Origin of the sequence: Dyadobacter sp. CY327, assembly GCF_021390415.1 — a bacterium.
GTDB lineage: Bacteria > Bacteroidota > Bacteroidia > Cytophagales > Spirosomataceae > Dyadobacter > Dyadobacter chenhuakuii.
Genome location: NZ_JAJUXJ010000001.1, coordinates 660,580 through 683,664 on the forward strand (window position 1 = coordinate 660,580; position 23,085 = coordinate 683,664).

General features: G+C 47.0%; 20 protein-coding genes. 4 read left to right on the top strand and 16 right to left on the bottom strand.

Going from position 1 to position 23,085, the window contains the following annotated elements:
- Positions 1–213: 213 nt before the first annotated feature.
- Together LZG74_RS02785 and LZG74_RS02790 are read right to left on the bottom strand one after the other, a co-directional pair.
- The gene (locus tag LZG74_RS02785; protein WP_233795119.1) at positions 214–1,041 is read right to left on the bottom strand and encodes a sugar phosphate isomerase/epimerase; all 828 of its coding nucleotides are present in this window, start codon (positions 1,039–1,041) and stop codon (positions 214–216) included.
- A gap of 219 nt (positions 1,042–1,260) precedes the next feature.
- Positions 1,261–1,689: an META domain-containing protein gene (locus tag LZG74_RS02790; RefSeq protein ID WP_233795120.1), complete on the bottom strand. Its 429-nt coding sequence runs from the start codon at positions 1,687–1,689 to the stop codon at positions 1,261–1,263.
- Positions 1,690–1,973: 284 nt separating this feature from the next.
- On the opposite strand from LZG74_RS02790, the gene LZG74_RS02795 reads away from it, so the two are divergent.
- Complete coding sequence (locus tag LZG74_RS02795; RefSeq protein WP_233795121.1) at positions 1,974–2,834, top strand: AraC family transcriptional regulator; 861 nt, start codon at positions 1,974–1,976, stop codon at positions 2,832–2,834.
- 71 nt (positions 2,835–2,905) lie between these two features.
- Here LZG74_RS02795 and LZG74_RS02800 read toward each other — a convergent pair whose 3' ends face one another.
- The 9 genes from LZG74_RS02800 to LZG74_RS02840 all read right to left on the bottom strand — a co-directional run bounded on the left by LZG74_RS02800 (position 2,906) and on the right by LZG74_RS02840 (position 16,337).
- Complete coding sequence (locus tag LZG74_RS02800; RefSeq protein WP_233795122.1) at positions 2,906–4,342, bottom strand: Gfo/Idh/MocA family protein; 1,437 nt, start codon at positions 4,340–4,342, stop codon at positions 2,906–2,908.
- A gap of 26 nt (positions 4,343–4,368) precedes the next feature.
- A complete protein-coding gene (locus LZG74_RS02805; protein WP_233795123.1) occupies positions 4,369–5,205 on the bottom strand; it encodes a ThuA domain-containing protein in 837 nt (278 codons plus the stop codon).
- Between the two features lie 55 nt (positions 5,206–5,260).
- Positions 5,261–6,049 (bottom strand): SDR family NAD(P)-dependent oxidoreductase, encoded by a 789-nt coding sequence (locus LZG74_RS02810; protein WP_233795124.1) that lies wholly within the window; start codon positions 6,047–6,049, stop codon positions 5,261–5,263.
- Positions 6,050–6,092: 43 nt separating this feature from the next.
- Complete coding sequence (uxuA, locus tag LZG74_RS02815) at positions 6,093–7,292, bottom strand: mannonate dehydratase (protein WP_233795125.1); 1,200 nt, start codon at positions 7,290–7,292, stop codon at positions 6,093–6,095.
- Positions 7,293–7,348: 56 nt separating this feature from the next.
- Entirely contained in the window at positions 7,349–8,680 is a 1,332-nt protein-coding gene (locus LZG74_RS02820) for a DUF3748 domain-containing protein (protein WP_233795126.1), read from the bottom strand.
- Positions 8,681–8,729: 49 nt separating this feature from the next.
- The gene (locus LZG74_RS02825; RefSeq protein WP_233795127.1) at positions 8,730–10,958 is read right to left on the bottom strand and encodes a hypothetical protein; all 2,229 of its coding nucleotides are present in this window, start codon (positions 10,956–10,958) and stop codon (positions 8,730–8,732) included.
- Between the two features lie 71 nt (positions 10,959–11,029).
- Positions 11,030–12,199, bottom strand: coding sequence for an exo-alpha-sialidase (locus LZG74_RS02830; RefSeq protein WP_233795128.1), 1,170 nt, complete (start codon positions 12,197–12,199; stop codon positions 11,030–11,032).
- A gap of 5 nt (positions 12,200–12,204) precedes the next feature.
- On the bottom strand, positions 12,205–14,460 hold the full coding sequence (locus tag LZG74_RS02835; RefSeq protein ID WP_233795129.1) for a regulator: 2,256 nt from the start codon (positions 14,458–14,460) through the stop codon (positions 12,205–12,207).
- Positions 14,457–16,337 carry a PfkB family carbohydrate kinase gene (locus LZG74_RS02840; RefSeq protein ID WP_233795130.1) on the bottom strand — a complete coding sequence of 627 codons (1,881 nt, stop codon included), beginning with the start codon at positions 16,335–16,337 and terminating at the stop codon, positions 14,457–14,459. Before LZG74_RS02840 ends, LZG74_RS02835 begins: the two co-directional genes overlap by 4 nt.
- 594 nt (positions 16,338–16,931) lie before the next feature.
- Between LZG74_RS02840 and LZG74_RS02845 the strand changes: the two genes are divergently transcribed.
- The gene (locus LZG74_RS02845; RefSeq protein ID WP_233795131.1) at positions 16,932–17,474 is read left to right on the top strand and encodes an RNA polymerase sigma factor; all 543 of its coding nucleotides are present in this window, start codon (positions 16,932–16,934) and stop codon (positions 17,472–17,474) included.
- A 52-nt stretch (positions 17,475–17,526) separates the two neighbouring features.
- On the opposite strand, the gene LZG74_RS02850 is transcribed toward LZG74_RS02845, so the two are convergent.
- Together LZG74_RS02850 and lgt are read right to left on the bottom strand one after the other, a co-directional pair.
- On the bottom strand, positions 17,527–18,159 hold the full coding sequence (locus LZG74_RS02850; RefSeq protein ID WP_233795132.1) for a hypothetical protein: 633 nt from the start codon (positions 18,157–18,159) through the stop codon (positions 17,527–17,529).
- A 29-nt stretch (positions 18,160–18,188) separates the two neighbouring features.
- The gene (lgt, locus tag LZG74_RS02855; RefSeq protein WP_233795133.1) at positions 18,189–19,019 is read right to left on the bottom strand and encodes a prolipoprotein diacylglyceryl transferase; all 831 of its coding nucleotides are present in this window, start codon (positions 19,017–19,019) and stop codon (positions 18,189–18,191) included.
- A gap of 50 nt (positions 19,020–19,069) precedes the next feature.
- Here lgt and yidD point away from each other — a divergent pair, with 50 nt between their 5' ends.
- Positions 19,070–19,279, top strand: a complete 210-nt coding sequence (gene yidD / locus LZG74_RS02860; protein WP_233795134.1) for a membrane protein insertion efficiency factor YidD — start codon at positions 19,070–19,072, stop codon at positions 19,277–19,279.
- Here the strand turns inward: yidD and LZG74_RS02865 are convergent.
- Together LZG74_RS02865 and prmC are read right to left on the bottom strand one after the other, a co-directional pair.
- Positions 19,276–20,229 (bottom strand): MoxR family ATPase, encoded by a 954-nt coding sequence (locus LZG74_RS02865; protein ID WP_026631209.1) that lies wholly within the window; start codon positions 20,227–20,229, stop codon positions 19,276–19,278. The genes yidD and LZG74_RS02865 overlap by 4 nt on opposite strands.
- Before the next feature lie 49 nt (positions 20,230–20,278).
- On the bottom strand, positions 20,279–21,139 hold the full coding sequence (prmC, locus tag LZG74_RS02870; protein ID WP_233796323.1) for a peptide chain release factor N(5)-glutamine methyltransferase: 861 nt from the start codon (positions 21,137–21,139) through the stop codon (positions 20,279–20,281).
- A 92-nt stretch (positions 21,140–21,231) separates the two neighbouring features.
- Between prmC and ribD the strand changes: the two genes are divergently transcribed.
- Complete coding sequence (gene ribD, locus LZG74_RS02875; protein WP_233795135.1) at positions 21,232–22,299, top strand: bifunctional diaminohydroxyphosphoribosylaminopyrimidine deaminase/5-amino-6-(5-phosphoribosylamino)uracil reductase RibD; 1,068 nt, start codon at positions 21,232–21,234, stop codon at positions 22,297–22,299.
- On the opposite strand, the gene LZG74_RS02880 is transcribed toward ribD, so the two are convergent.
- Positions 22,296–23,069, bottom strand: coding sequence for a shikimate dehydrogenase (locus tag LZG74_RS02880; protein WP_026631212.1), 774 nt, complete (start codon positions 23,067–23,069; stop codon positions 22,296–22,298). The genes ribD and LZG74_RS02880 overlap by 4 nt on opposite strands.
- Positions 23,070–23,085: the final 16 nt, after the last annotated feature.

Sequence of the window (23,085 nt, forward strand, 5' to 3'; positions counted from 1 at the left end):
GAGCCGTAGGCTCGACCGATTTTCTAGCCCGGGTTTCAACCCGGGCTTTGTCAGGAGCCAGCGGGTTGAAACCCGCTGGTAAAAAATGTTCCGAGCCTCTGGCTCTTGCGAGGTAAGTGCACCATCAACGAAAAAGAGCCGTAGGCTCGACCAATTTCCTAGACCGGGTTTCAACCCGGGGTGATTGTATGACAAGGTCGATTTTTGGATGGATTAGGACAAATTCGATTTGATGAAGGCCAGTCCGTCACGCATGAGCTGCTCTTCGGATTCGAACATTTTGCGCCAGATGTTGGCGACTGGCAGTTTTTGGCTGAATGCTTCAATGCTGATCCAGCCGTCGTATTTAATGTCTTTGATGGCTTTAAAAACGCCCTCCCAATCTACATTTCCTTTTCCGGGTGTAGAGCGGTCATTTTCAGAGAGTTGTATGAATGAAATGCGGTCGCCTGCTTTGCGCATCGTGTCGCCGATGTTCTTTTCTTCAATGTTGGCGTGGAAAGTGTCGAACATGATCTTGCAATGCGGGTGGCTCACCTCGTCTACGAAGCGGATCAACTCGTCGCCGCAGGATGTAAGATATAGCTCGAAGCGGTTGAGATACTCGAGGCCTAATGTAATGTCCAGGGATTCAGCATAATCAGCCACTTCGCGGATGCCTTCTATTGCCCATTGCCATTCTTCCGGCGTGGCTGGCTGGCCTGTGAAAACGCCCAATGCAGAATGGTAAGGGCCCATTAATTTGGTTGCGCCCAGCACAAGCGAGCAATCCAATGCGCTTTTCAAGTGGTCGATTGTATGCCTGCGCATGGCTGGATCAGGGCTGATCAAATGTTCCGATGGGCCGCAGATCGTGTCGGTTTCACAAGCCAGGCCGAGCTCGTCGAGCTTTTTACGGAAGTTAAACCAATGTGCAGGGTTGGTGTTGAAAATCGGGACTTCTACGCCGTCAAAGCCAATTTCTTTGATCAGTTCGAGGGTAGGGAAAAGGCTATCGTCAATTTGTGGCCCCCAGAGGAGGAGATTCATGCTGTACTTCATCAAAAAAGGTTTTTGGTCAGGAAATGTCCTGCTAAGATGCACACAATTTTACAATAAAAAACCGCTTCAAATTTTACCTGATTTGACAAATATCAACCGCATATTGATCTTTTAGCAAGCCTGCCGTTTGGCTTAGGGCAAAATAAGCTAAGATGTGAGACAAGAAAAAGGCAGCCTGATCATCCGACCAAGGCTGCCTTTTTCATATTTGTATAAAAATTATTGCACCCTACTGAAAATTAACTGATTGTTATTTTCATAATAAAGCACCAGCTTATTCATTTTCAGATCGTACAGATTTACGTTTGGAATTGCATTTACAAACAAATTACCCCACTGCGTTTCGGCCCGCTCGGTGCCGCCACCGCCCATCTGAATGGTGTTCTGTTGCGCTGTTTCATAGAAGCCTGTCAGAATGTTGGTTGAGGATGTTCCTTCCAGCTCACCTTTCTCTTTAAAATGCAGGCTTACGGGCATCTGACCTTTGGCTAATGCAGGTTTTTTTATCGTGTCTGAATTTTGTACTATACTTTGCAGCTCCCACTTTCCGGTGAGCTCCATATTTGTATTAATTGTGGTTGTTTTTCCACAGCTGGATAAGGCGAAAACGCCAAACAGGAACGCCAGGAAGGTAATATTTTTGTTCATGACTGCTTAATTACTGCTATTTGAAGTTATAGAATACAACGTAACTCAAAACGTTGGAATTGGATTTACGAGCGTTCAATAATTAAAAAACTATGCCATAAAAGGTCTGTCGCATAAATCCCGCAGTGCTGTACTACGTTAATTACAACGCGATTCACGGAAATTTCTTTTGCCGTTGCATAATTGATTTTTTGGATAAACGGATCAGTAGAAATCCATACTGGCCGTATTTTGATGGCAATGTGCTACTTTTGTATTGCATTAAGGTAAAATAAAGCAGGTTTATGAAGGCGCCAATCCATAAAAATATTGAAAGCCAGGTCAGGACGGTGACGATCCAGGAGTTGAAAGCACCTCATTTCGATCCTAACTGGCATTTTCATCCGCACTACCAGTTGTTCACTGTTTTGGAAGGGACTGGCAAGCGGTTGATCGGCGATTCTGTGCAAACGTTCGGTCCTGGTGATACGGTTTTCCTCGGACCTGATGTTCCCCACCTGTGGCGCAGCGACGCGGCTTATTTCGACGCCGGTTCTTCACTGGCGACACATGGCGTTGTTTTGTACTTTCAGGAGGATTTTCTGGGGAAGGATTTTTTGGAGAAACCAGAGATGCTGGCGTTGAAACAGTTGCTTCTGGATTCAAAACGCGGCATTGAATATAAGGGGGAGTTAAGAAGCCATATCCGTTCGGAATTGATGTCGATCATGCATTCAGAAGGATTTCAAACCATTATTCAGTTGCTCACATTGCTGGATAAGCTTGCGCACGAAGCTGGCGGTTCTCCGATTTCCAGTTATGGTTATGTAAATACTTACAAAGTTTCCGAGACCGAGCGCATGCATAAGGTGCACAATTATGTGCTGCAACACTTTTCGCAGGAAATCAGGCTGGGTGATGTGGCGTCGCTGGCAGGGATGACTGAGGCCGCTTTTTGCAGATATTTCAAAGCCAGGTCAAACAAGACATTTATTGATTTCGTCAATGAGATTCGAATCGGGCATGCCTGCAAATTGTTGCTAGAAGATAAATGGACCATCGCTCAGATTGCTTACGACAGCGGATTTGATTCTTTATCTAATTTTAACAGAAACTTCAAAAGATATATTGGCCACACGCCAAGGGAATATAAGGGCAATTATTAGGCTAATTTGATATGAAAAAGACTCCCCGAATTTTGATTCCGGAAAGTCTTTCTTTGCTAGAATTGTCATTGTCAGCCCTTGACATAATTGGTCCCATAAGGTCCTCGTTGCGGCCGGGATAATGTTGCATTTGCTTCTTTATCACCAATATATTCTTCTTTTTTCGGGTCCCATTTCAGTTTACGACCCAGCTTCATCGCCGTATGCGCGATCAGGCACGCTGAGCACGAACGTTGTGCAATTTCTGCGTGGCTCACGGTTTGTTTGCCATTCTGAATGCATTCGAGCCAGTTCTGGTGTTGTTCGGGGCTTTCGTAGAGGTGGATTTCATTCGCCTGGATTACCGAACCCAGGATTTTAGGATCACTTGCATAAAACGCCTTATTTTCCTTTGCTGCGGCAGCTGCGCCCGGATCGGAAGCCGTCACGCCCACATTGCCACGCGAAACGAAGATCCAGCCGTCCGTTCCTTCGAATTTGACCCCGTTGGGATTGGTGCCGCCGATTTCCATTTCAACGCCATTGGCATATTTAGCAGTCACCAGGAAGTCGCCGTGCACATTCCATAAGCCGGAACCGGCAGGCGGGAATGTGGCTTTTCCATCGATTTCAATCGGGCCGGTTAGCTCGGTATCCATGCCCCAATGCGCAATGTCAATGTGGTGAGAACCCCAGCCGGTGATCATACCCGCACCGAATTGCTCTAAACGCAGCCACCCCGGACGGTCATTAATATCTGTTTGTGAATGCACGCGGTCCAACGTATAGTATACTTCGGGCGTTGAGCCCAGCCACATATCGTAGTTCAAATTGGAGGGAACCGGCATCTTTTCTGTGTTACCCCCTGCCGGATCACCCGGTAAGCCTACGTAAACTTTTTTCAGCTTGCCAATGCGGCCATTGCGAACCAGCTCACAAGTTCTCTTGAATTGCGGCCATGGGTTCATGGATCGCTGCTGACTTCCCAACTGGAAAACCACTTTCTTTTTCTTGATCATGTCCGCCATCATACGGCCTTCCTTGATCGTCAGCGAAGTAGGTTTTTGCATGTAAATGTGCTTGCCCGCAACAGCCGCCTCCATCGCAGGCTGTGCATGCCAGTGATCGGGCGTGCTGATGATCACCGCGTCAATTTCTTTATTGGCCAAAAGCTCCTTATAGTCGTCATATGCTTTCACATCCACGTAATTCGCTTTGCCGGTCTTATCTGCATATTTCTTTTCAATCCACTGTTTGCCCTGTGCAAGCCGGTTTTTATCCACATCTGCCACAGCCATCACATGAGCCACCTCATTTTTCAGGATCTCGGGCAAATCATGACCGGTTGCAATGCGTCCGATGCCGATCTGGCCGATGTTGATGCGGTTACTAGGCGCGTATTTGCCAAAAACACTTGCCGGGACGATCGTCGGGAACATGGAAGCGGCAATGATGCCGGCCGTTCCAGTGGCGGCGCTTTTCAGGAACGACCTTCTGTCCTGGCCGTTTTCTTCTGTTAAATTTTTCATTGGATTCAGGATTAATGTTTTTGATATTACTTTTTACGCACTTCGTCGGTGGGGCTTGTTGCATAAGCCTTGCTATAATTTCTTGCTTTTTGAGGTCCTATGGCCCATTCGATGGCTCCCAGAATATGTTTTCTCAAATCTTCCTGCTCATAATCTTCTTTCTGGTGCCCAAGCGAAGTATAAAAGGCGCGGCCACCGTCGTACTCATGCCACCAAACCGATGGGAAAACGGTCCCAAATGTGTCCAGTGCCTTTCCGGCAGGTTTTTGAATGGTTGTATGATCATTTACTGCCAGCACGTTCAGGTTCACGCCCAGCTCCTTGATAAAATAAAATTCATCCGTTTTGCGCTCCCATTTCGCGGGTAGGTGCGCCAGGGAAGGATTTTTGGAGTCCAGAACGTTCACTGTGAAGCTCTGTCCGGGTTCATGCCAGAAGAATGTTCCGCCCAGCATATCCTTGAACCAGCGCCACTTCCGCTCAGTCCCGGAGGCCGAGTGCAGGCCAACAAAATTGCCGCCCGCCTGGATATAGCGCATCAATGCAACGCGCTGTGCGTCCGTATCGAACACATCATTATTTGTATTGGAAAAAATAAGCGCGTCATACTGTTTCAGATTCTCTTCCGTAAACTTCGCAGGATCATCGCTCACATCCACCCCGAAACCATGCTGCTTCCCCAGAGCCTGGATCGCCACCACCGAAGCCGCAATGTTATCATGCACATAACCCTTGCCATTTTTAGTATAAACCAGGACTTTGACTTTATTCCATTTGACTTTTTGGGCGTTGCTTGCTGCCATTGAAAAGATGACAAAAAACAAAAACAGACCTGTTGATTTCATTAAACTCGTGCTTCTCATGGATCTTGGATTAAGGAAATGTTTATGATTATAGTGTATAAAAGCTCTTTCAATGTTAAAACCCTATCGAATTGCCACCGTCCACGGGCAACGAGACGCCGGTGATGAATTTGGCGGCGCGGGAGGCGAGAAATACTGCGGCCCAGCCGATGTCGTCGGGTTTGCCCCAGGTTCCCATGGGCGTGCGGTCCATCGCTTTGTCGCGCCGCGATGGGTCGCCGTTCATGGCAGTGAGCATCATGGGCGTTTCTATAAAACCCGGAGCCACTGCATTTATCCTTACATTATAAGGGGAAAATTCGGTGGCCAGCGCTTTCACCATGCCGCCAACCGCGGATTTGGAAGCTGTATAAGCCACTACACGGTCAATTCCGTATAATGCGGCCATGGAGGTGATCATAATGATAGAGCCTTGCTTACGCACGATCATTCGCTTGCCCACTTCTCTTGTTACGGCAAAAACCGCATGTAAATTGGTTTGAATAACACGGTCGAAATCTTCATCTGTGACTTCAATGGCGTGTTTTTTCATATTAATGCCTGCATTATTGACCAAAATATCAATCGGGCCGTGCTTCGCCTCAATGCTTTCGATCAATGCGGGAATGGTGCTGAGTTGCGTGACGTCATTGGTAAAGTAATGGACATTAGGCCCAAGCGTGGCGACCGCTTCTTGCAAAACACCTTCGCGCCGACCGGTTATAACCACTTTGGCTCCGGCCTGAACCATGCTTTGGGCAATGTAAAAGCCAATGCCGCTTCCGCCGCCCGTGATAAGCGCCAGTTTTCCGGCGAGTGAAAATACATTTAAAGCGGCTATGTTAGAATCTTCAATTTCAGGCATTTCTATAAAAATCGTGGGTGATTAATGTTCTTGATTTGGCATTTTAATAATGAAAAGCACGCTTAATGCCCACTTCCAATCCGCGGAGCTCTGCCAATGCTTTCAATCGTCCGATGCCGGAATAGCCGGGATATGTTCTTTTGTGCAGATCATCGAGCATCTGGAAACCGTGATCGGGACGCATAGGGAGCTCAATGTCCTGATAGCCAGCTTCCTTACGTTTTTGCTCTTCGGCTAATAGCGCTTTGATGACAGCGTACATATCTACATCGCCGTACAGATGCGGTGCTTCGTGGAAATTCCGGGTGCCATCTTCACGCTTCGTGGTTCTCAAATGCACGAAATGAATGCGGTCACCGAAGCGTTCAATGATTTTAACAAGGTTATTATCAGCTCTTACACCCAGAGAACCGGTGCAAAATGTGATCCCATTAGCCCTCACATCACTGGCTTGCATGAGCTCTTCGAGGTCAGCTTCTGTACTGACAACCCTCGGCAAACCCAATAACGACCTCGGCGGGTCATCGGGGTGAATGCAGAGATTTACGCCCAGTTCCTGCGCCAGGGGCGCAACCTCTTTGATGAAATAATACAGATTTTCGCGCAGCTGCTGATCTCCAATGTGCGCATAAGCGTCCAGCAGACTTTGGAAATTTACAAGATCAAATGCCTCTTCCGAGCCGGGTAATCCTAATAAAACGGTGTTTGTGAGATGAGAAATTTCTTCGGGCGACATGCGCTCGAATTTTTCCGATGCTGATTGCTGAATTTCGGGCTCGTAATTGGCTGAGGCGTTGGGCCTGCGAAGAATGTAAAGGTCAAATAATGCGAAATCTTCCCAAACGAAGCGAAGGGTTTTATGGCCTTCGGGCATTGTATAGTCCAGCTGCGTACGCGACCAGTCCAGCACCGGCATGAAGTTGTAGCAAACGGTCCTGATTCCGCTGGCGGCCAGGTTTTTTAATGATTCCTTATAGTTTTCAATGTAAAGTTCCCGGGTAGGAAGGCCTTTTTTAATGTGTTCGTGAACGGGAAGACTTTCAACAACCAGCCATTCAAGCTTCGTAAATCGTTCATTACCAGCTTCGATAAGCGATTTTCGTTCTGCGATCGCTTCGGGCGACCACACATCGCCTACGGGTATCTGGTGCAGCGCGCTGACAATTCCGGCGCATCCGGCCTGGCGTATGTCCATCAGTGAAACGGGATCATTAGGCCCGAACCAGCGCATGGTATGAATCATAGGATAAATTGCATATTAAGTTATAAATATGCAGACGCGATTGTTTGCGCTTTCCCCTACATCTTCACTTCAATGACAAATATCTGCTGAGAAGCAGGCTTGCCTTCTTTTTGTATCAAACGATTGAATGCTAATGTCTTACCGTCGGGAGACCATACCAAATTAGACGCCGCGGGATTGGTAGGCTGCGTGATTTTTACGAATCTTTGTTGAAAAGGCGCGTCGCCAATCTTGCAAATTGTAATGCTTCCCTCGTGAATGTAACCCACCGCTTTCCCGTCCGGACGCCATCTTACGTTCCCCGAAACATTAGATTCGTGTGCAGTAAGCTGACGCGGCTCCTCGCCCAATGGTGAGATCAGGAAGATCTGCTCAACACCATTTTTATCTTTTGCCAAATAGGCAAGCGAAGTTCCGTCCGGTGACGACCGCACAATGCCGGTGCATCCTGGAAATTGAGTTTCAGCAGTGAATGTCAGTCTCGTTTGGCTTGCTCCTTTGGGAGGCATCGGGAAATCATCTTTTGTTCCTTCCAATGGCCCAAGTTCGCCGGGCTGCGTAATGTCGTTGGGGATATCGACGATAAATACTTCGCTCACATCCTGGCCGTTTTTATTTTTTACAACACCAATAAACGCTCTTGCAAGCTGCTTCTCGCCGTTTTTTAACAAATAACCATTCCTCCCAACCCAGCTGTCACCTGCTGCATGGCTGATCTGATCGCTTCCTGGTTCGGGATTTGGAACAACACGAACGACTAATGCGCTGAACCACTCACCGGAGACGTTTTCTTCATTTTTGTCGACGTTTACGGGCTTTATTTTTGTGGAAACGCCAATTGTGCGCAGGTTTCGCTTTTGTCCCGTAGCATCTTCAAGGGCTTTCAGGATGGCATCATTATAAGTAAAACCGATCCATTTTCCGTCGCCGCTCCATTCGTGCCGGTGCGTGCCGCCGCGTAATGCGCCGGGCGTGAATGGAAAAGTTACATCCCGGGCGTCCATATAAATCGGAACGTTCGGGTTTGCGTCTTCAATGATCACGCCTGTTCTGCGCCATTGCTGATATGGATTTTCCTTTGTGCTATTAGCCAGCCCATGAATAAAAACAACGGCTTGCCGGACCGGGCTATAACTGACTGCGCCAGCTCCCGGCCCCCACATTTGATTGTTTTTTATTTCAAACAAAACCTTTTTCTCACCTGTTTCAATGTTTACTTTCTCAATCTTAGCTGATTCCGCAATGCCGCCGCTGTCTGTCCGTGTGTCATAAACCAGCCATTTCCCATCGGGTGAAAAGTTGTCGTTATTGTCCAGATCGTGATGATAACCGTAATCCTGGGTAACCTGTTTCTCCTGCAGATAGGATTCTGTTTGGCAAGACAGCATTGAGAATAGCATTATTGTGATTAGAAAATAACGTTGAAATTGCATGAAGCTATTTTTGTGGTGCGCTGATGACCCCGAGATAACGCCCCATCCAGTAGGGCAAAAGCCAGATATCCCCCGCGCTATACTCGCCGTCACCGTTTCGTCCTTCCCGGTCCAGGCTGAACATATTGGCATTGTGGCGCTGAACCTGGCGCTCGTCGGGCGGGAGCACTTCCCTGGTGGTTTGCCTGCGGAAGTTGGGTTCAATCAACTCAATGTCTTTCCGATGGCTGTTTTTGATGTTCCAGTCGATCAGGTCGAGCGGATGTTCCTGTAAATACCAGACCGCTTCTTTCAGATCAAAATCTTTTGCTCCGGTCATTGCTGTGAAAATGTTCCAGGCGCCCTCTTTTTCAGGACGCTCAACCTGCCAGTGATCCAGGATCTGCTGCTTGTATCTTGCTTTCAGCGTATCATTCAGTGCGTAGCGATAAAGCCCCCAGTAACCCACAAAATACATTTCATCATCAGAATGGTTCCAGCCGTCGGACATGTGCTTACTATGCTCATCCGCGTCTGCCGGGGCTTGTCCGATCACTTTCATGGAACGCATCATGTTCTCGAAATAGCCATGCTTGTTCATGAGTTCAAAAGCTTTGGCTTTGTATTTTTCTTTTTTTGTAAAATGATAAGCCGTCTGCAACATGGAGACAATATTGGAAGAATTCAGTTTCCGGTCTCCAACATTGATTGGAAAAGCATTCACATATTCAGGGTTCCATTTGCCCCACATGGTCGGTTTTCCATCAAAATCTATTAGATATAGGTTATTTTTAACAATGTGAGACATCAATGTGTCGATCAGCGCAACCGCCCGTTTTTTCATAGACGGATCATCGACAAGCTCTGCCATAGCGCCGAATGCGAACACATGCCCGATCACTTCATCGCTGCTGGTGGTCGATTTCCAATCCCATTCTTTTTCATCGGAATGCTGCCAACGCTCGCTGTCGCTCAGCTCCTTAATGTGCCCCGATCGCTCAAAAGAGCGCGCCGGAAAGCCGGGAATGCCGGTTACTGAGTACAATCTTTCCAAAGCGTCCAGGGATTCCCGGCAATTTTTCAGTGCTTCTGGATCTTTTGTCACGGCGTAGCGGAAAATTTCGCCGCCCAGATACATGGAAGTCCAAAGTCCGTCATTATCAGAATCTTCCATAAAACCCGTTGCAACATTTCCGTGGTCCATGTTAACCAGTGAGGCATTAAACCCGTTTCTGATGTGCCGCTGCCTTACTTGTTTTTCAAACAGCAAAGCTTTTTCCTCAAGCGACATGGATTTGAAATTAATCTGGCCTAACCCTTTGTTCGTCAATATCAAAACTGAATTTTGAGGCCCTTTTGCAATGTCAACGACCTTATTGCCCGGCAGCCAGCGCTCACCATAATAGTAATCGAACTTATTATCAGCCCGGAGTGCAAATGCGCCCTCGTCTGATCCAAACCAAATGCGGTTATTCACCTCTTTTACGGCTGTTATCTTATTGACGGGAAGCTTGTTGTGGATAGTCCCGGTTTGTTTTTTTGAGGTTATATCAAAAACGTGATAGCCATCGCTGGTTCCGATTATAATGCTCTTTTCTTTATTAGCGAGGTCGAAAGCCGTGAAATTGTTCCCTGAAAAAGCCTTGGTCAACACATTATTTCCAACCGGAAGATTATAAAGCGACTTCCTTCCCAGTATCCAGAACTGATTTCCTGTACTTTGAAAAACAATGTCCAAAACCTCGTCATCGGGCAGATTTCCACTCCAGATGTTCTTTGAATCCTGAACCAATTGCATCGACTTACCATCCGATATCAGGAATGCAAAGTTGTTGCCGCCGGCAAAAATGCTGGCTTTGGGCAGTGTATGTTTCGAAAGGAGTGTTCCGGCCCAGGCGTTGCTGAGGATGACGGATTCGGTCAGATATACATGCTGGTCCTGGTAGCTTGCGATTGCGGCGATCTTTTTGTCCTTCATAAACCGATAGGAATTATCTGCGCGAATGCTTCCCGGATGTAAAAACTGTCCATTTTCGGGATGCAGCAAGCCATCCTTGCCCAGGATCTGCATATTCTCATTCCGGTCGGCAATGATCTGCTGCAAATTCATGCCCTCATTAGCGTAGAATTTGATGCTGTAATCCTGTTTGAATGGCTTATCCTGATGGACGGTCTGTGCGGAATTCTTGCCGACGGATAGTGTCATCAAGAGAAAAATCAGGGACAGGAAACGGAGGTTGGGGGTTTTAAGCATTAACTATTTATAGGTTTAGTATATTATTTTTTGTGTTGGCATGAAGCGGACTTTCCCCTTCCGCGTGATCTCTATAATAACTTCGGATCTACGATGACATATTTGATTGATTTTTTGCCTTTTTCCGGATGGTAGGAATAGGTCATGTGCAACAGGCCATCGGCAGTCTGAATGAGCGAAGGGTAGGAGTAGCCGCCTTTTTTGGATTTGTCGTTTTCGATCCAGCCGCGTTTCCAGGTTTTGCCTTCATCTGCGGAAATCCGGAGGGTCAGTTCATAACGTCCGTCATCGATGTCGTTTCCCAGAAAAGCCCATTTACCATCATTCAAAACCAGAAATTCTACACTGGCGGTGTTAGGGATGTCTGTTTTTCGCGTTGCTGTCCAGCTTTCGCCATTGTCTGAGGATTCGCTGTAATGTACGCGTGTAGGCGGGTCACCACTGTCGCGCATGAAGGCAACCAGATTACCATTCTTTTTCAATCCCAATGCCGGCTGGATGGGGCCGCGGCCTACAATGGGCAGCCCTGGGCGCCAGGTTGCGCCGTGATCTTCCGAAATGGCTGTTAAGGAAAGGTTATAGCCGTCGGAGTAGAGCGGCAGTACGATTCTTCCGTTTTCCATTAACAATGGTTTGAGCCGGGTCATCCAGCCAATGCTCCGTTTTACAGGATCTTTTGCAGCCTCCTGGATCATGCCGTCGTATCTGGGTGCGTACCCGGCCCATCCTGCGTGATTTGCAGGAAGATCTTTAAACTTTTTTGCGACTTCGGCGGCAAATTTGTCATCGGGTTTTAGCAGAATATTGTCCTGCCAGGTCCAGTTCGGTGCGCCGTCGCCGTTATAATCGGTTGTCGTTTTTGTTCTTAAAATAGACTGTTCCCACAGGTTAGCCTGCACGGCAATCCAAACCAGAAACAGCTTACCCTGTGCATTCAGGAATAGAACCGGGTTGCAATCGGGAATGTGCGGCGTATCGGCGAACAGGAATGGCTCGCTCCAATTTTTTGCTCCCTTTTTTAATCTTGAACCCATAATGCGCACATCGTCCGCCGTGCGCTCGCCGCTTCCCTGGAACCAGGCAACGAGGAAGTCGCCGTTCGGTAAGCTCACAATGCTGCTCCCATGAACGTGCTGTTCTTGTTGTGGAAAAATGAGCATTTCCTGTTTTACGGCACTGTTCTGAGCAAAAGTGGCTGTTACATACAGCAGCAATAACAAAAACGGAAAGAATATTTTCATACTAATCATTTGATCATGTTCATATAACGGCCCATCCAGTAAGGTAGCAGCCAAAATACCGGCTCCCGTTCCACTTGCGGGTTGCCACCAGCCATTGTCCAGGGATTTTTATCCCAACGTACGGTCATACGGATACTGGCGGGCTGCAATGCATCCACCTGCTGATCTTCCAGAACCGGCGTTCTTACAATTTTCAGGTCTTCTCTTTTGCTATGGTCAATTGGCCAGTCGATTAAATCCAGTGGCGTGTCGACGAGGAAATTGATGGAGTTATCCAGCTCTGCTTTCTGGCTTGACGAATAGCTATATATGAAGTTAATGAGCGGGTTATGGTCTGCTTTTCGTTTTTCAAACCATTTGTTCAAATGTGCTTTGTAAAAATTCAGGCGCTCAGGATCTTTCTCGCATTTGAGCAAGATCGGATAAAGGTAAGCTTGCAAAACCACGTCGAAGTAAATGAACCAGGCAGGGTTCTGGTTCGTGACTTCTCCCATATTTTCAAGATATTTCTCATCCTTTATGAGCCTTATGTACTCATTTTCATACTTTTTATTGCCAGTTACGTGATAGGCCAGCTTTATGAAAGCGAGCAACTCCATCGAATTCTGGTTGCGGTCGGGAAGCCATTCGGGATCCCGGTTGAGCTTGTCGGGTGACCAGACGGACCAGCGTGTATGTGTGCCGTCGACGTCTGTCAGATTCAGGTTATTTTTCATTAAATGATCCACAATCCTTGCAATATGCGTTGCTATGACCTTTTTCTCGTTCGGATCCGCCACCAATGTGTAGTAGAAATAGTAGCCAAACATATGTCCGCACATTTCATCGCTGCTTGTATCACCTTTCCAGAGCCACTTTCCATCTCTGGATTTGTGCCAGCGTACTTCCACAGGCTTGAAACGCGGCTCTTTCACGAGTTCATCCGCTTTTTCTCTTTCAGTGAAAGTCCGGTTGGCGTCGTGCACGTTTTTCCAATCCGATGGGACGATAGTTCTGGCGAAAAAGCCATCCGTATCCGTCACTTCCTGCAATAATTTCAGGAAACCAAATGCCTTCTCAGCATTAGCTTTTGCTTCCGGGCTTTTTGTGGCAGCGTATCTGAAACTTTCCATGGCGAGGTAATTTCCTGTGTATTCGCCGTCATTATCATCATCTTCGGGCTGCCACGAAGTTGTATCGCCGGGAATCCGCAAATGTGCCTGACCGGCAATCCAGGGGGCACGCATGTGCCTTTTCATTAATATATCGTAGAAAGAGTCACTTTTTTGTGCCAATGTCATCGTTCTCTTCCGGATCGCGCTCACACCCTTTGGCGTTGCGATCCATGCCGTTCCTTCCTTGTCAAATGCGATTTTATTAACCTGGTCATCCATTAACCAGCGCCTGGAAAACAATAACGAATGGCTGCCACCAGGCCTGAAACGTACAATGCCTGCCTGCGTGCCTACCCACATGGAGCTGTCAGGCGCATAACGGACGGATGTAACGTAGACGGATGGGATGCCATTTTCAGGTTTAAGTTCTTTTTCTTTTTTATCCAAACCACGGATTGTTACACCACCCAGTCCACCGACCCAAAGTTTATTGTTCCCATCCAGCGCCAGGCCCTTGGCATAACCGCTGATCAATGCGTCGGTTTTATAGTAATGGGTTAAACCGGTTTTTGTCCAATGATACAATCCTACATCCGTAGCAAGCCATAGGCCTTTGTTTTGATCTGAAATCACATCCCGGACAGACCTGGAAATGTTGCCGTCCATTTTATGGAAACCTTTTCCTTCGTTGAGCCAAAAACCTCTCGGCCCCAATGCGTATATGCCTTCTTTTGCTGCACAAATGGCCGAGACAGGGCCTTCTGGTCCGCTTACTCTTTCCAGTCTCCCCGCTTTATAAGAGAGTAGTCCGTTCCAGGTTCCGAGCCACATTATGCCCTTGGCATCTGATTCTACGTCATAAGCGGGACCGTTGTCGCTTCCGCTTATGATGCTGGACCAGTCGCGACTATCCTTCTTTTTTTGAAAAATGCCGGCTGCTGTTGCTATCCAGATCGCAGATTCCTGATCGACCGCAATGCTCCTTACCTCGTTTTCGGCATTTCCGCTTCCTACGCGAAATGCTTCATGGAATTCCTGGATAAAAGGTTTGTCTTGATAACTGACATTTGCGGATCTGTCAGGCTGCTCCTTTTTACAGGAAACAGCCAGTACGAAGGAGACCAGCAAAAGGCAGTTTTTTAAAAATCTTTCCGCGTAGCAGCTCATGCGTCCGCGTATTTTACATTTTCCTGAAAGAGGAGGGTTATGAGTTTCTTGTATTGGGAAAAATCGGGAATGAGCAAATGTGCACCTGCTTTGACCAGACGCGGCCGTTTTGCCGGATTGTGACCAAAACGCTGAACCTCATTGCTGGTAATGCCCACCGCAATGCCGCCGGCGCGCCTGCCTTCACGGATTTCGTCAGGCCCGTCGCCAAAAACGGCCAGTTCATTTCCGTTCAGGTTGTTGTCCTTAATGATCTTTTCGATGATCATTTTTTTGGAAAACTTGGTGTAATCCTTCAATGCGCCATAAATACCGCCGTCGAAAAGATGTGCATAGCCAAGCATTTCAGCTTCATGCTTAACATCTTCGGCGTCTGTTCCGCTGGCGAGATACATGGTTACACCTCGTTCTTTCAGCTCCTGCAAGAAGGCAACGGCGCCTTTCATGGTGTAATCTTCCTGTCCGAGTTCTCCCGCAGCCAACTTCTCCATCCGCTTGTTGACCATTTCCATCAAGCCATCATTATATAATGCTTTGTACTGGAATTTGTCCAGAATCTCCTGCTCAGGCACATATCCTGCTTCCCGAACAAGGTTCACCAAACCTTCCATCTGGTAAATCGTTTGAATGCCAGTCGTTTTATGGATGAACTCTTTTACCTGGCCCAAAACCTTATGAAAAGCATTAGCGTCGACTGTATCGTAATGGTCGCCCAGAATGGCCTTCATCATGACCGGTTCCATAATTTCTTCCCAGCCCTGCCGCAGAGAACTGATCGTTCCGTCGTGATCGAAAACAGCATAGCGGATCTGACCCAGCTTTTCCAGCACGCCCGGTTCGCATAATTCAACCTCCGTATCCTGTAAAAACACGGCACTTCGTTCGTTTTCTGCCAGATCAGCATTGTAGATAAAATCAGGATCCTGGCTTACTGAGAGAATTTCCCGGGCATTGGCTGTGCCGGTGGTGTACAATTTCTGAACCGTGACGGCTGCCGCGAAATTGCCGAATGTGGCGGCTTCAACGGGAGGGAAACCGGCCGCAAGGCAAAGCGTGATGGCGCTTATGGCCGTATCGCCTGCGCCAACCGTGTCCAGCTTGCTTTTGAGCTGGATTCCATGGACTTCCCGGGCACCCGTTTGATCAAATGCGATTATTCCGCGTTCGCCGCAAGTCACAAACACAGGCTTTTTGTATTTTTCGTAAACCGCGCGACCATATTTTTTCACCTCAGTAATTGGAACATTATCACCGGGATTTACAAGTTCGCCATTCAACGACGCTATTTCCCGGTCGTTGCATTTGAGATACGTATTTTCAAAACGATCATTAAAATGCCTGGAATCGAGCATCACGATGTTGTCGCTGTATCTCGCGAAGAGTGCATTAGCCTGATCTATAAAGTGTTCATTATTAATGCTTCCCGTGACTTGCTGATTGAAAATCAGTGCATCCGATTCTTGTAAAGCCTGTTCGATCGCTGCAAGGAGCTTTTGATCCGTTTCGTCGCTGCGTTCATTATATACACCGAAATCAATGCGGGGTTCCTCCTTTCCGTCAATGATCCTTTTCAGGTAACTATATGTATTGAAATGTTCCTTCTGGATAAAAAGCGCAGTTGTTTCGGCTCCCAAATTTTCCAGCTGTGACCTCAATTCCCTTCCCTGCATATCGTCTCCTATGGTCCCGATCACCCGGATACCGGCGGGTTTCAATGCGGATAAATTGGCTACAACATTGGCAGCGCCGCCCGGCGTATAGTAATGTCTGGTAACAGCCTGGGCCTGCAGGCCGGTTTCAATCGAAACTTCCGATCCGCGTTCATCCATAATCCAATAGGAATCGAGGCAGAAGTCGCCATAGACGGCGATTTTCACTGAGGATATTGTTTCGATGATATGTTGAATGCGGCTTTGGTCCATGGATAACGATTCGGCTTTTGAAATATAATACTCCTGATCACAAATGACAGGCTATCCGCGCTCACGGCATTTTCCTGAAATGTTATAAAATTGTTAACAGGCTCTGTTGGCCCCTGCGGAAAAAATTTGTTTTCAATAGTAGATTCTGCTAAGAAATGATTGATAATGAGTATATATAACGGCTGATCGCTGTTTGTTTAACTAAATATTAATAAAACTGGATTGCGCAAATTGAAGATATTTTTACGCATTTTGCGATTTGGATTTCAAAATCTAAGCGTAGATTTATGAAAGAATTACGAATAAGCCGCTCAACATAAAACTTTGCCGCATCGAAGAAAAGCAAAATTTGCAATTGCTTTGGTAATGTTTTGACCAATGAAATTTTAGAAAAGGTCCTGATAGTCAATTTTATATCGATTTTGAAACGATGTAATCTTTGATAATGGTGCAATGTTACTATATCAAGAAATAAAGTTGTAAAAGAAACATTTTCTCTGTTGAATGTACGTGCTAACCCTATATATAATTCGATAAACCTCTACGACCGTGGCCTACCCTGACGAAAATATCCTGAGAAAAGTAACGCAAGGCGACGAACAGGCTTTTGCTGAACTTTACAATTACTATAAAGCTCCTGCTTTGCGTTTTACCACGTCTTTGCTGAAAGATGAAGAAGAGGCGGAAAACATGGTTCAGGATGTTTTTATTAAAATTTGGGTGAAAAGAGATCACATTAAGCCCGAGTATAACTTCAATTCTTACCTGTTTACCTGCCTGCGGAATATGGCTTTCGATCATTTCAAGAAGATCGAAAAAAGCGAACTGTTACGTAAGAATTACATGGAAGCCATCAGAATGGCGGATGAAGATGAAAAGGAAGAAGGAGAAAGAAGGATCAGCCTGGTTGTAGCGGCTGTGGATTCGCTTTCGGTGAAAAGAAGGCAAATTTTAAAGCTGAATATTGAAGAAGGGAAATCTTACCAGGAGATCGCAGAGTTTCTGAGGATCTCTAAAAATACAGTGAAAAACCAGCTGGTAAAGGCGAAGCAGATCCTGAGAGAAAAGGTGGATTTTGCGACAGCGTATTAAAGCTTTTCAAACAGTCTTAAAAAAAGCAGAAGCGTGATTGCTTCTGCTTTTTTTATTTCAAATTGCCTAATTTGGCGAGATCCAGATCTTTCAGTGCGTTTTTAAGCTGATCCACCGTAATGTGGTCACCCTGCACATTGACGACGAAACGGTCGGCTACCAGCACATTCACTTCCCCTGATTTGCCTTCGTTGTCGTATTTTTCAAATGCTTTATAACCCTCTATTTTTGTCGTTTTTTCGTATCCGGTGGTCGTTTCTTTATCAATTTCCGCCATCGACCAGCCTGCAAGTGCCATGGTCGATACACCGGCAATGCCTCCTGTATCTACGATTTCAATGTTCAGACTTTCCTCGCCTTCACCTTTGTATTTGGCGCTGGCCGTGGAAACAGTGAAACCCATCGCGCCAGATTTTTCGCCGGTGGCTTCGGTGCGGGACATGCCGGCAATTTTTTCAGGCATGAGCTCTTTCAGTTTCCGAAAATCAATCGGGTCAACGGCTTCGCGGCTTCCCATTTCTTTTGCTTTATCGGCGAATGCCTCCAATGCATCGACAGCAGATTTATCAGCCTCCTGCTCAGCTCCTTCCTGCTCAGCCCCTTCTTTCTCTTCCTGCTTCCCTCCGCAGCTGCTCAAAAGCATGGCAGACGCAAGCACCAACGACAGCATAAACGATGTTTTCATCTTGACGGGTTTTTAGATTCAATATTAAATTATCCGGCCAGTTGATGCGTTGATTTTCTGGACTGGTAAATAAAATATAAACCAAGTAATACGGCTGGTATACTCAGAATCTGACCCATATTCAGCAGATAATTGGCTTCGAAGGCTTCCTGGTTTTCTTTCAGGAATTCGTAGAGGAAACGTAAGGTGAAGACCCAAACGAAGAAAATCCCGACCATTAAGCCACGCGGCGTTGCTGACTTGTATTTGTTCCAGATCCACAGCAGGATAAAGAAGAGTATAAAACACGAAATGGACTCATAAAGCTGGGCGGCATGGCGGGGAATCTGACGGAACTCGGTGTTTTGAACAAAAACAAAACTCCAAGGAACGTCGGTAGGCTTACCCACGATTTCGGAGTTCATTAAATTTCCAAAACGGATGAATGCGCCAGCCAGTGCGATAACGATCACCATCCTGTCGGCAACCCATAAAAATGTTTGCCCGGTTGCGGTTCTTGAACGCGAATAAAGCCAGAGACCTGTTATGATCCCGATGATGGCTCCATGGCTCGCCAGACCTGCATAGGGAGGCAGGATTACTTCAAGCGGTTTTTTGAAAAGAACTTCCGGCTCATAAAATATGAAATGGCCGAGGCGCGCTCCGATGACCGTGGACAGCACCATATACAATGTGAGCGAATCAATATCTTCCAGCGGTTTTCCTTCTTTCTTGAAAACATGGATCATTACTTGTTGTCCAACGAGGAAACCGGCGGCGAAGAGGAGGCCATACCAGCGTACAGGAAATGGTCCAAAATCACCAATTTGAGGAATAGTGAAAATTTCAGGACTGACATTCCATATTATATACGAAATCATGCTTTTATGATGTTAATTGCCAAATATACTACTTTGACACAAGAAGCGAAATGAAATTTTTACTCATAGGGCTGGTTCGGATTTACCAGGGTGTGCTGTCTCCTTACCTGCCAAATTCTTGTCGTTATACGCCTACCTGTTCACAGTATATGATCGAGGCAATCAGTAAGCATGGCGTTGTAAAAGGCACCTGGCTGGGCTTAAAGCGGTTTTCAAGATGTCATCCGTGGGGAGGTCACGGACATGATCCGGTCCCTTAACCAATCGCCACCTTCCGCAAAATGGAATCAATGATTGCCATTGTTCTCACGCCGTCTGCTTCTGCTTCGTAGTTGAGTAAAATCCGGTGGTTCATAATGTCCGGTGCAAGCTCCTTAATGTCTTCCGGCAACACATAATCGCGTCCTTCCAGGTATGCTAATGCTTTTGCCGCTCGGTTCAGGTAAATGGTTGCGCGGGGGGAAACGCCAAACTGAATGTAACGCGCCTCATCACGAAGCCCGTAATCCAGCGGGCGGCGGGTGGCAAAGACCAGCTCGATAATATACTTTTCAAGCGTTTCCGAAATGTTCACTTTATTGACATTGTTCCGGATTGCGAAAATGTCCTCTTTGTTCAGGATCGGTTTGATCTGGTAGTCATAGTTAATGTCCGACATGCGGCGCATTACTTCCAGTTCTTTGTCCTTTTCAAGATAATCGACGTAGACTTTCATCATAAAACGGTCGATCTGCGCTTCCGGAAGCGGATATGTTCCTTCCTGCTCCACCGGGTTCTGCGTTGCAAGCACCACAAATGGCCGGTCAAGCAAGTAAGTTTCATCCCCGATCGTTACCTGTTTTTCCTGCATCGCTTCCAGCAAAGCCGACTGCACCTTGGCAGGGGAGCGGTTCACCTCATCGGCAAGAATAATATTTGAAAAAATAGGCCCCTTTTTTACCTCATAATCCCCAATCTTAGGCTTATAGATCATCGTCCCGATCAAATCGGCGGGCAGCAGGTCGGGCGTAAACTGGATCCTTTTGAAATCAAGGTGCAGCACTTTTGCCATCACATTGATCGTCAGTGTTTTCGCTAGTCCGGGTACACCTTCCAGCAGGATATGGCCGCCGGTGAAAAGACCTATCAGGAGCCTGTTGAGCAGTTTGTCCTGCCCCACAACCACCTTGCCCATCTCATTCAGCACATCCTTTATTTTCTCTATATACATTGATGATTGGTCTATATGTTGGCGGTTTCCTTTGGCCCCCGGCGGATGTTTACTTCCAGATCGCTCTTACGAAGCGGTCTTTTCCGTGGATATCCCTTAGAATCTCAACGTTCTTATAATTTCTTTCCTCAAAAACCTGCTTAGTCCCGGCTCCGAAGTGCTCGTTGATTTCTACGTAACACTTTCCTTCGGGTTTTAAATGGTGTATGCCAAAATCTGCGATGGCTTTGTAAAACAGCAATGGGTCGCTGTCTTCCACAAATAATGCTTCGTGGGGTTCAAAACGAAGGACATTCGGGCGCATATGTTCCTGCTCTGAGTAAGTTACATATGGCGGGTTACTCACGAGGCAGTCAAACTGGATAATGTTGCCGGGGAGCGGGAACGTGACATTAAGCATATCCTGCTTGGCAAAAGTTACGTCGGCAATGAGCTGACGCGCATTTTCGCGGGCAACTTCCAGGGCTTCATCCGAAACATCCCAGGCGTGTACCGAAACGTGTGGCAGGAAACGTGCAAGCACAATGGCAATGCAGCCACTGCCGGTTCCAATGTCGAGAATAGAAATATTTTTGTCCGGTTCTGCGTAATCGCGGGTCACCATTCTCACCAGCTCTTCCGTTTCGGGGCGCGGGATCAGTACGGAGGATGAAACGCGGAATTCGAGTCCGCAAAACTCGGTGGATCCGATGATATGCTGAACGGGTTCATTGTCATTCAACCGCGCGATAATCGTATCCCAATCCGGCTGGGCCGTGTTTTCAGGAACCGGTCTGTCCACAAGTACATCAATATTGCGAAGCCGCATATAATGTTCTAGTAACATAAAAGCGATTGCCTGCGCTTCTTTTTCGGGATAAACTGTAATGCCTTTTAGTATATATTGATATAACTGACGTGCCGAAGTCATTTTCTGGTGTTTTTTATTCCAATGTCGGAAAGTTAGCAAATAATAGGAACTCACGAAAGTTGAGTTTAAAAGGAGGTTTGTATTTTTGCCGCATGGACGCAGATATTCAATGGATGAGACGGGCTTTGCAGCTTGCCGGCAACGGTCGGGGAAGTGTAAGTCCTAACCCGATGGTGGGGTGCGTGATCGTCCATAAAGGCGAAATCATAGGAGAGGGCTGGCACCGGCAGTATGGCGGTCCGCACGCGGAAGTTTGGGCTGTTAAGGATGCCGAATTAAAAGGAAATGCGCATTTGCTGCCGGCATCCACTGCCTATGTTACATTGGAACCTTGCTCACATACGGGCAAGACGCCTCCCTGCGCGGATCTGATCATTAGTAAGCAACTCAAAAAAGTGGTCATTTGCAACAATGATCCCAACCCACTGGTGTCAGGAAGAGGCATTTCGCGTATGCTGGACGCTGGGATTGAGGTTGAAATCGGCGTGCTGGCGTCGGAAGGTTTGGCGCTTAACAAGCGGTTTTTCACTGCTATGGAGCTGAAAAGGCCTTATGTAATTCTGAAATGGGCCGAAACGGCGGACGGATTTCTGGGACCGGAAACGGGCGGGCCGCTGCGGATCAGCGGAACGCTTTCAAACATGCGCGTGCATCAATGGCGGACGGAGGAAGACGCAATTTTGGTTGGTTACAAAACCGCATTAATTGACAATCCCAGGCTGAATGTGCGCAATTGGGAAGGCCGTGATCCGGTGCGCGTTGTCCTGGACAGACATTTGCAGCTTCCGCAGACATTGAATTTATTCAGCAAAATACAGCCGACCATTGTTGTTAATTATTTGCAGGAGAGCAGCTTGCCGGATTCGCCAGAGCGTTATTCGTCCAGTTTGAATATCAGTTATTTAAAAGTTAACCCGGGTGCAGACGAGATCGGACAAATGCTCACAAGCCTGTTAGCCCGTAAAATCCAGTCCGTTTTTGTTGAAGGCGGTGCCGCAGTGATCAATGCGTTTTTGCAGACCGGCTTATGGGACGAGATCCGTCGTTGCCAGGGACCGGCGGTTATTGGTAATGGTGTAAAAGCCCCTGTTGCAACCGGCATTCTTACATCGTCCGAAAAAGTAGAGAACGATCTCTGGACCTATTATTCCCGCATTTAAACACTCCATAAGTTTTCTTCCTGCGTCCAGATCTCCCAGGCTTTTTCTGCTTGCAGTTCAAGCATTTTCAGGCCATTCTGAACAGCTGCGCCCTTTTCAGCTCCTTTTTTCAGGAACAATGTTTCCGCAGGATTGTAGACCAGGTCGTACAGATAATGCTTTTTGGTAACGAACTGGTAAGGAATATTAGGGCACTCCTCAATTTTGGGATACATGCCCAGCGGCGTTGTATTGATGATCAGTAAAAATGAATTCATGACTTCTTCCGTCAATTCCTCATACATGATGGAGTCATCACTTTTCTGGCGGGAAACCAGCTTATAATCCATATGCATATCCTGCAAAGCAACCTGGACCGCTTTGGCAGCGCCGCCATTTCCTAGCACCAATGCACTGAAATTGCTGCACTTTTCGCCCCGCTTGTCCATCCATTCTTCCAGCGACTGGCGGAAGCCATAATAGTCTGTATTGAATCCTTTTGTGCTGCCGTCGGCATATATTTTGATGGTATTAACCGCTCCGATACGCTCCGCAGAAGCATCGTCCAGATCATCCAGATAGGATATTACCTCTGTTTTAAAGGGAATAGTCACATTCAAACCTTTCAGATCCGTCTTCTTTTTTAATAAAGCCGGCAATCCTTCCAGTGAGCTCATTTCAAACAGTTCGTAGCTGCTTTCCCTGATTTTCTCACGGAGAAACTTGTCGGTGAAATAGCGCTTTGAAAAAGAGTGGGTCAGGGGAAATCCGATCAGGCCGTATAGGTTCATAGAGTCTGTGCGCGCT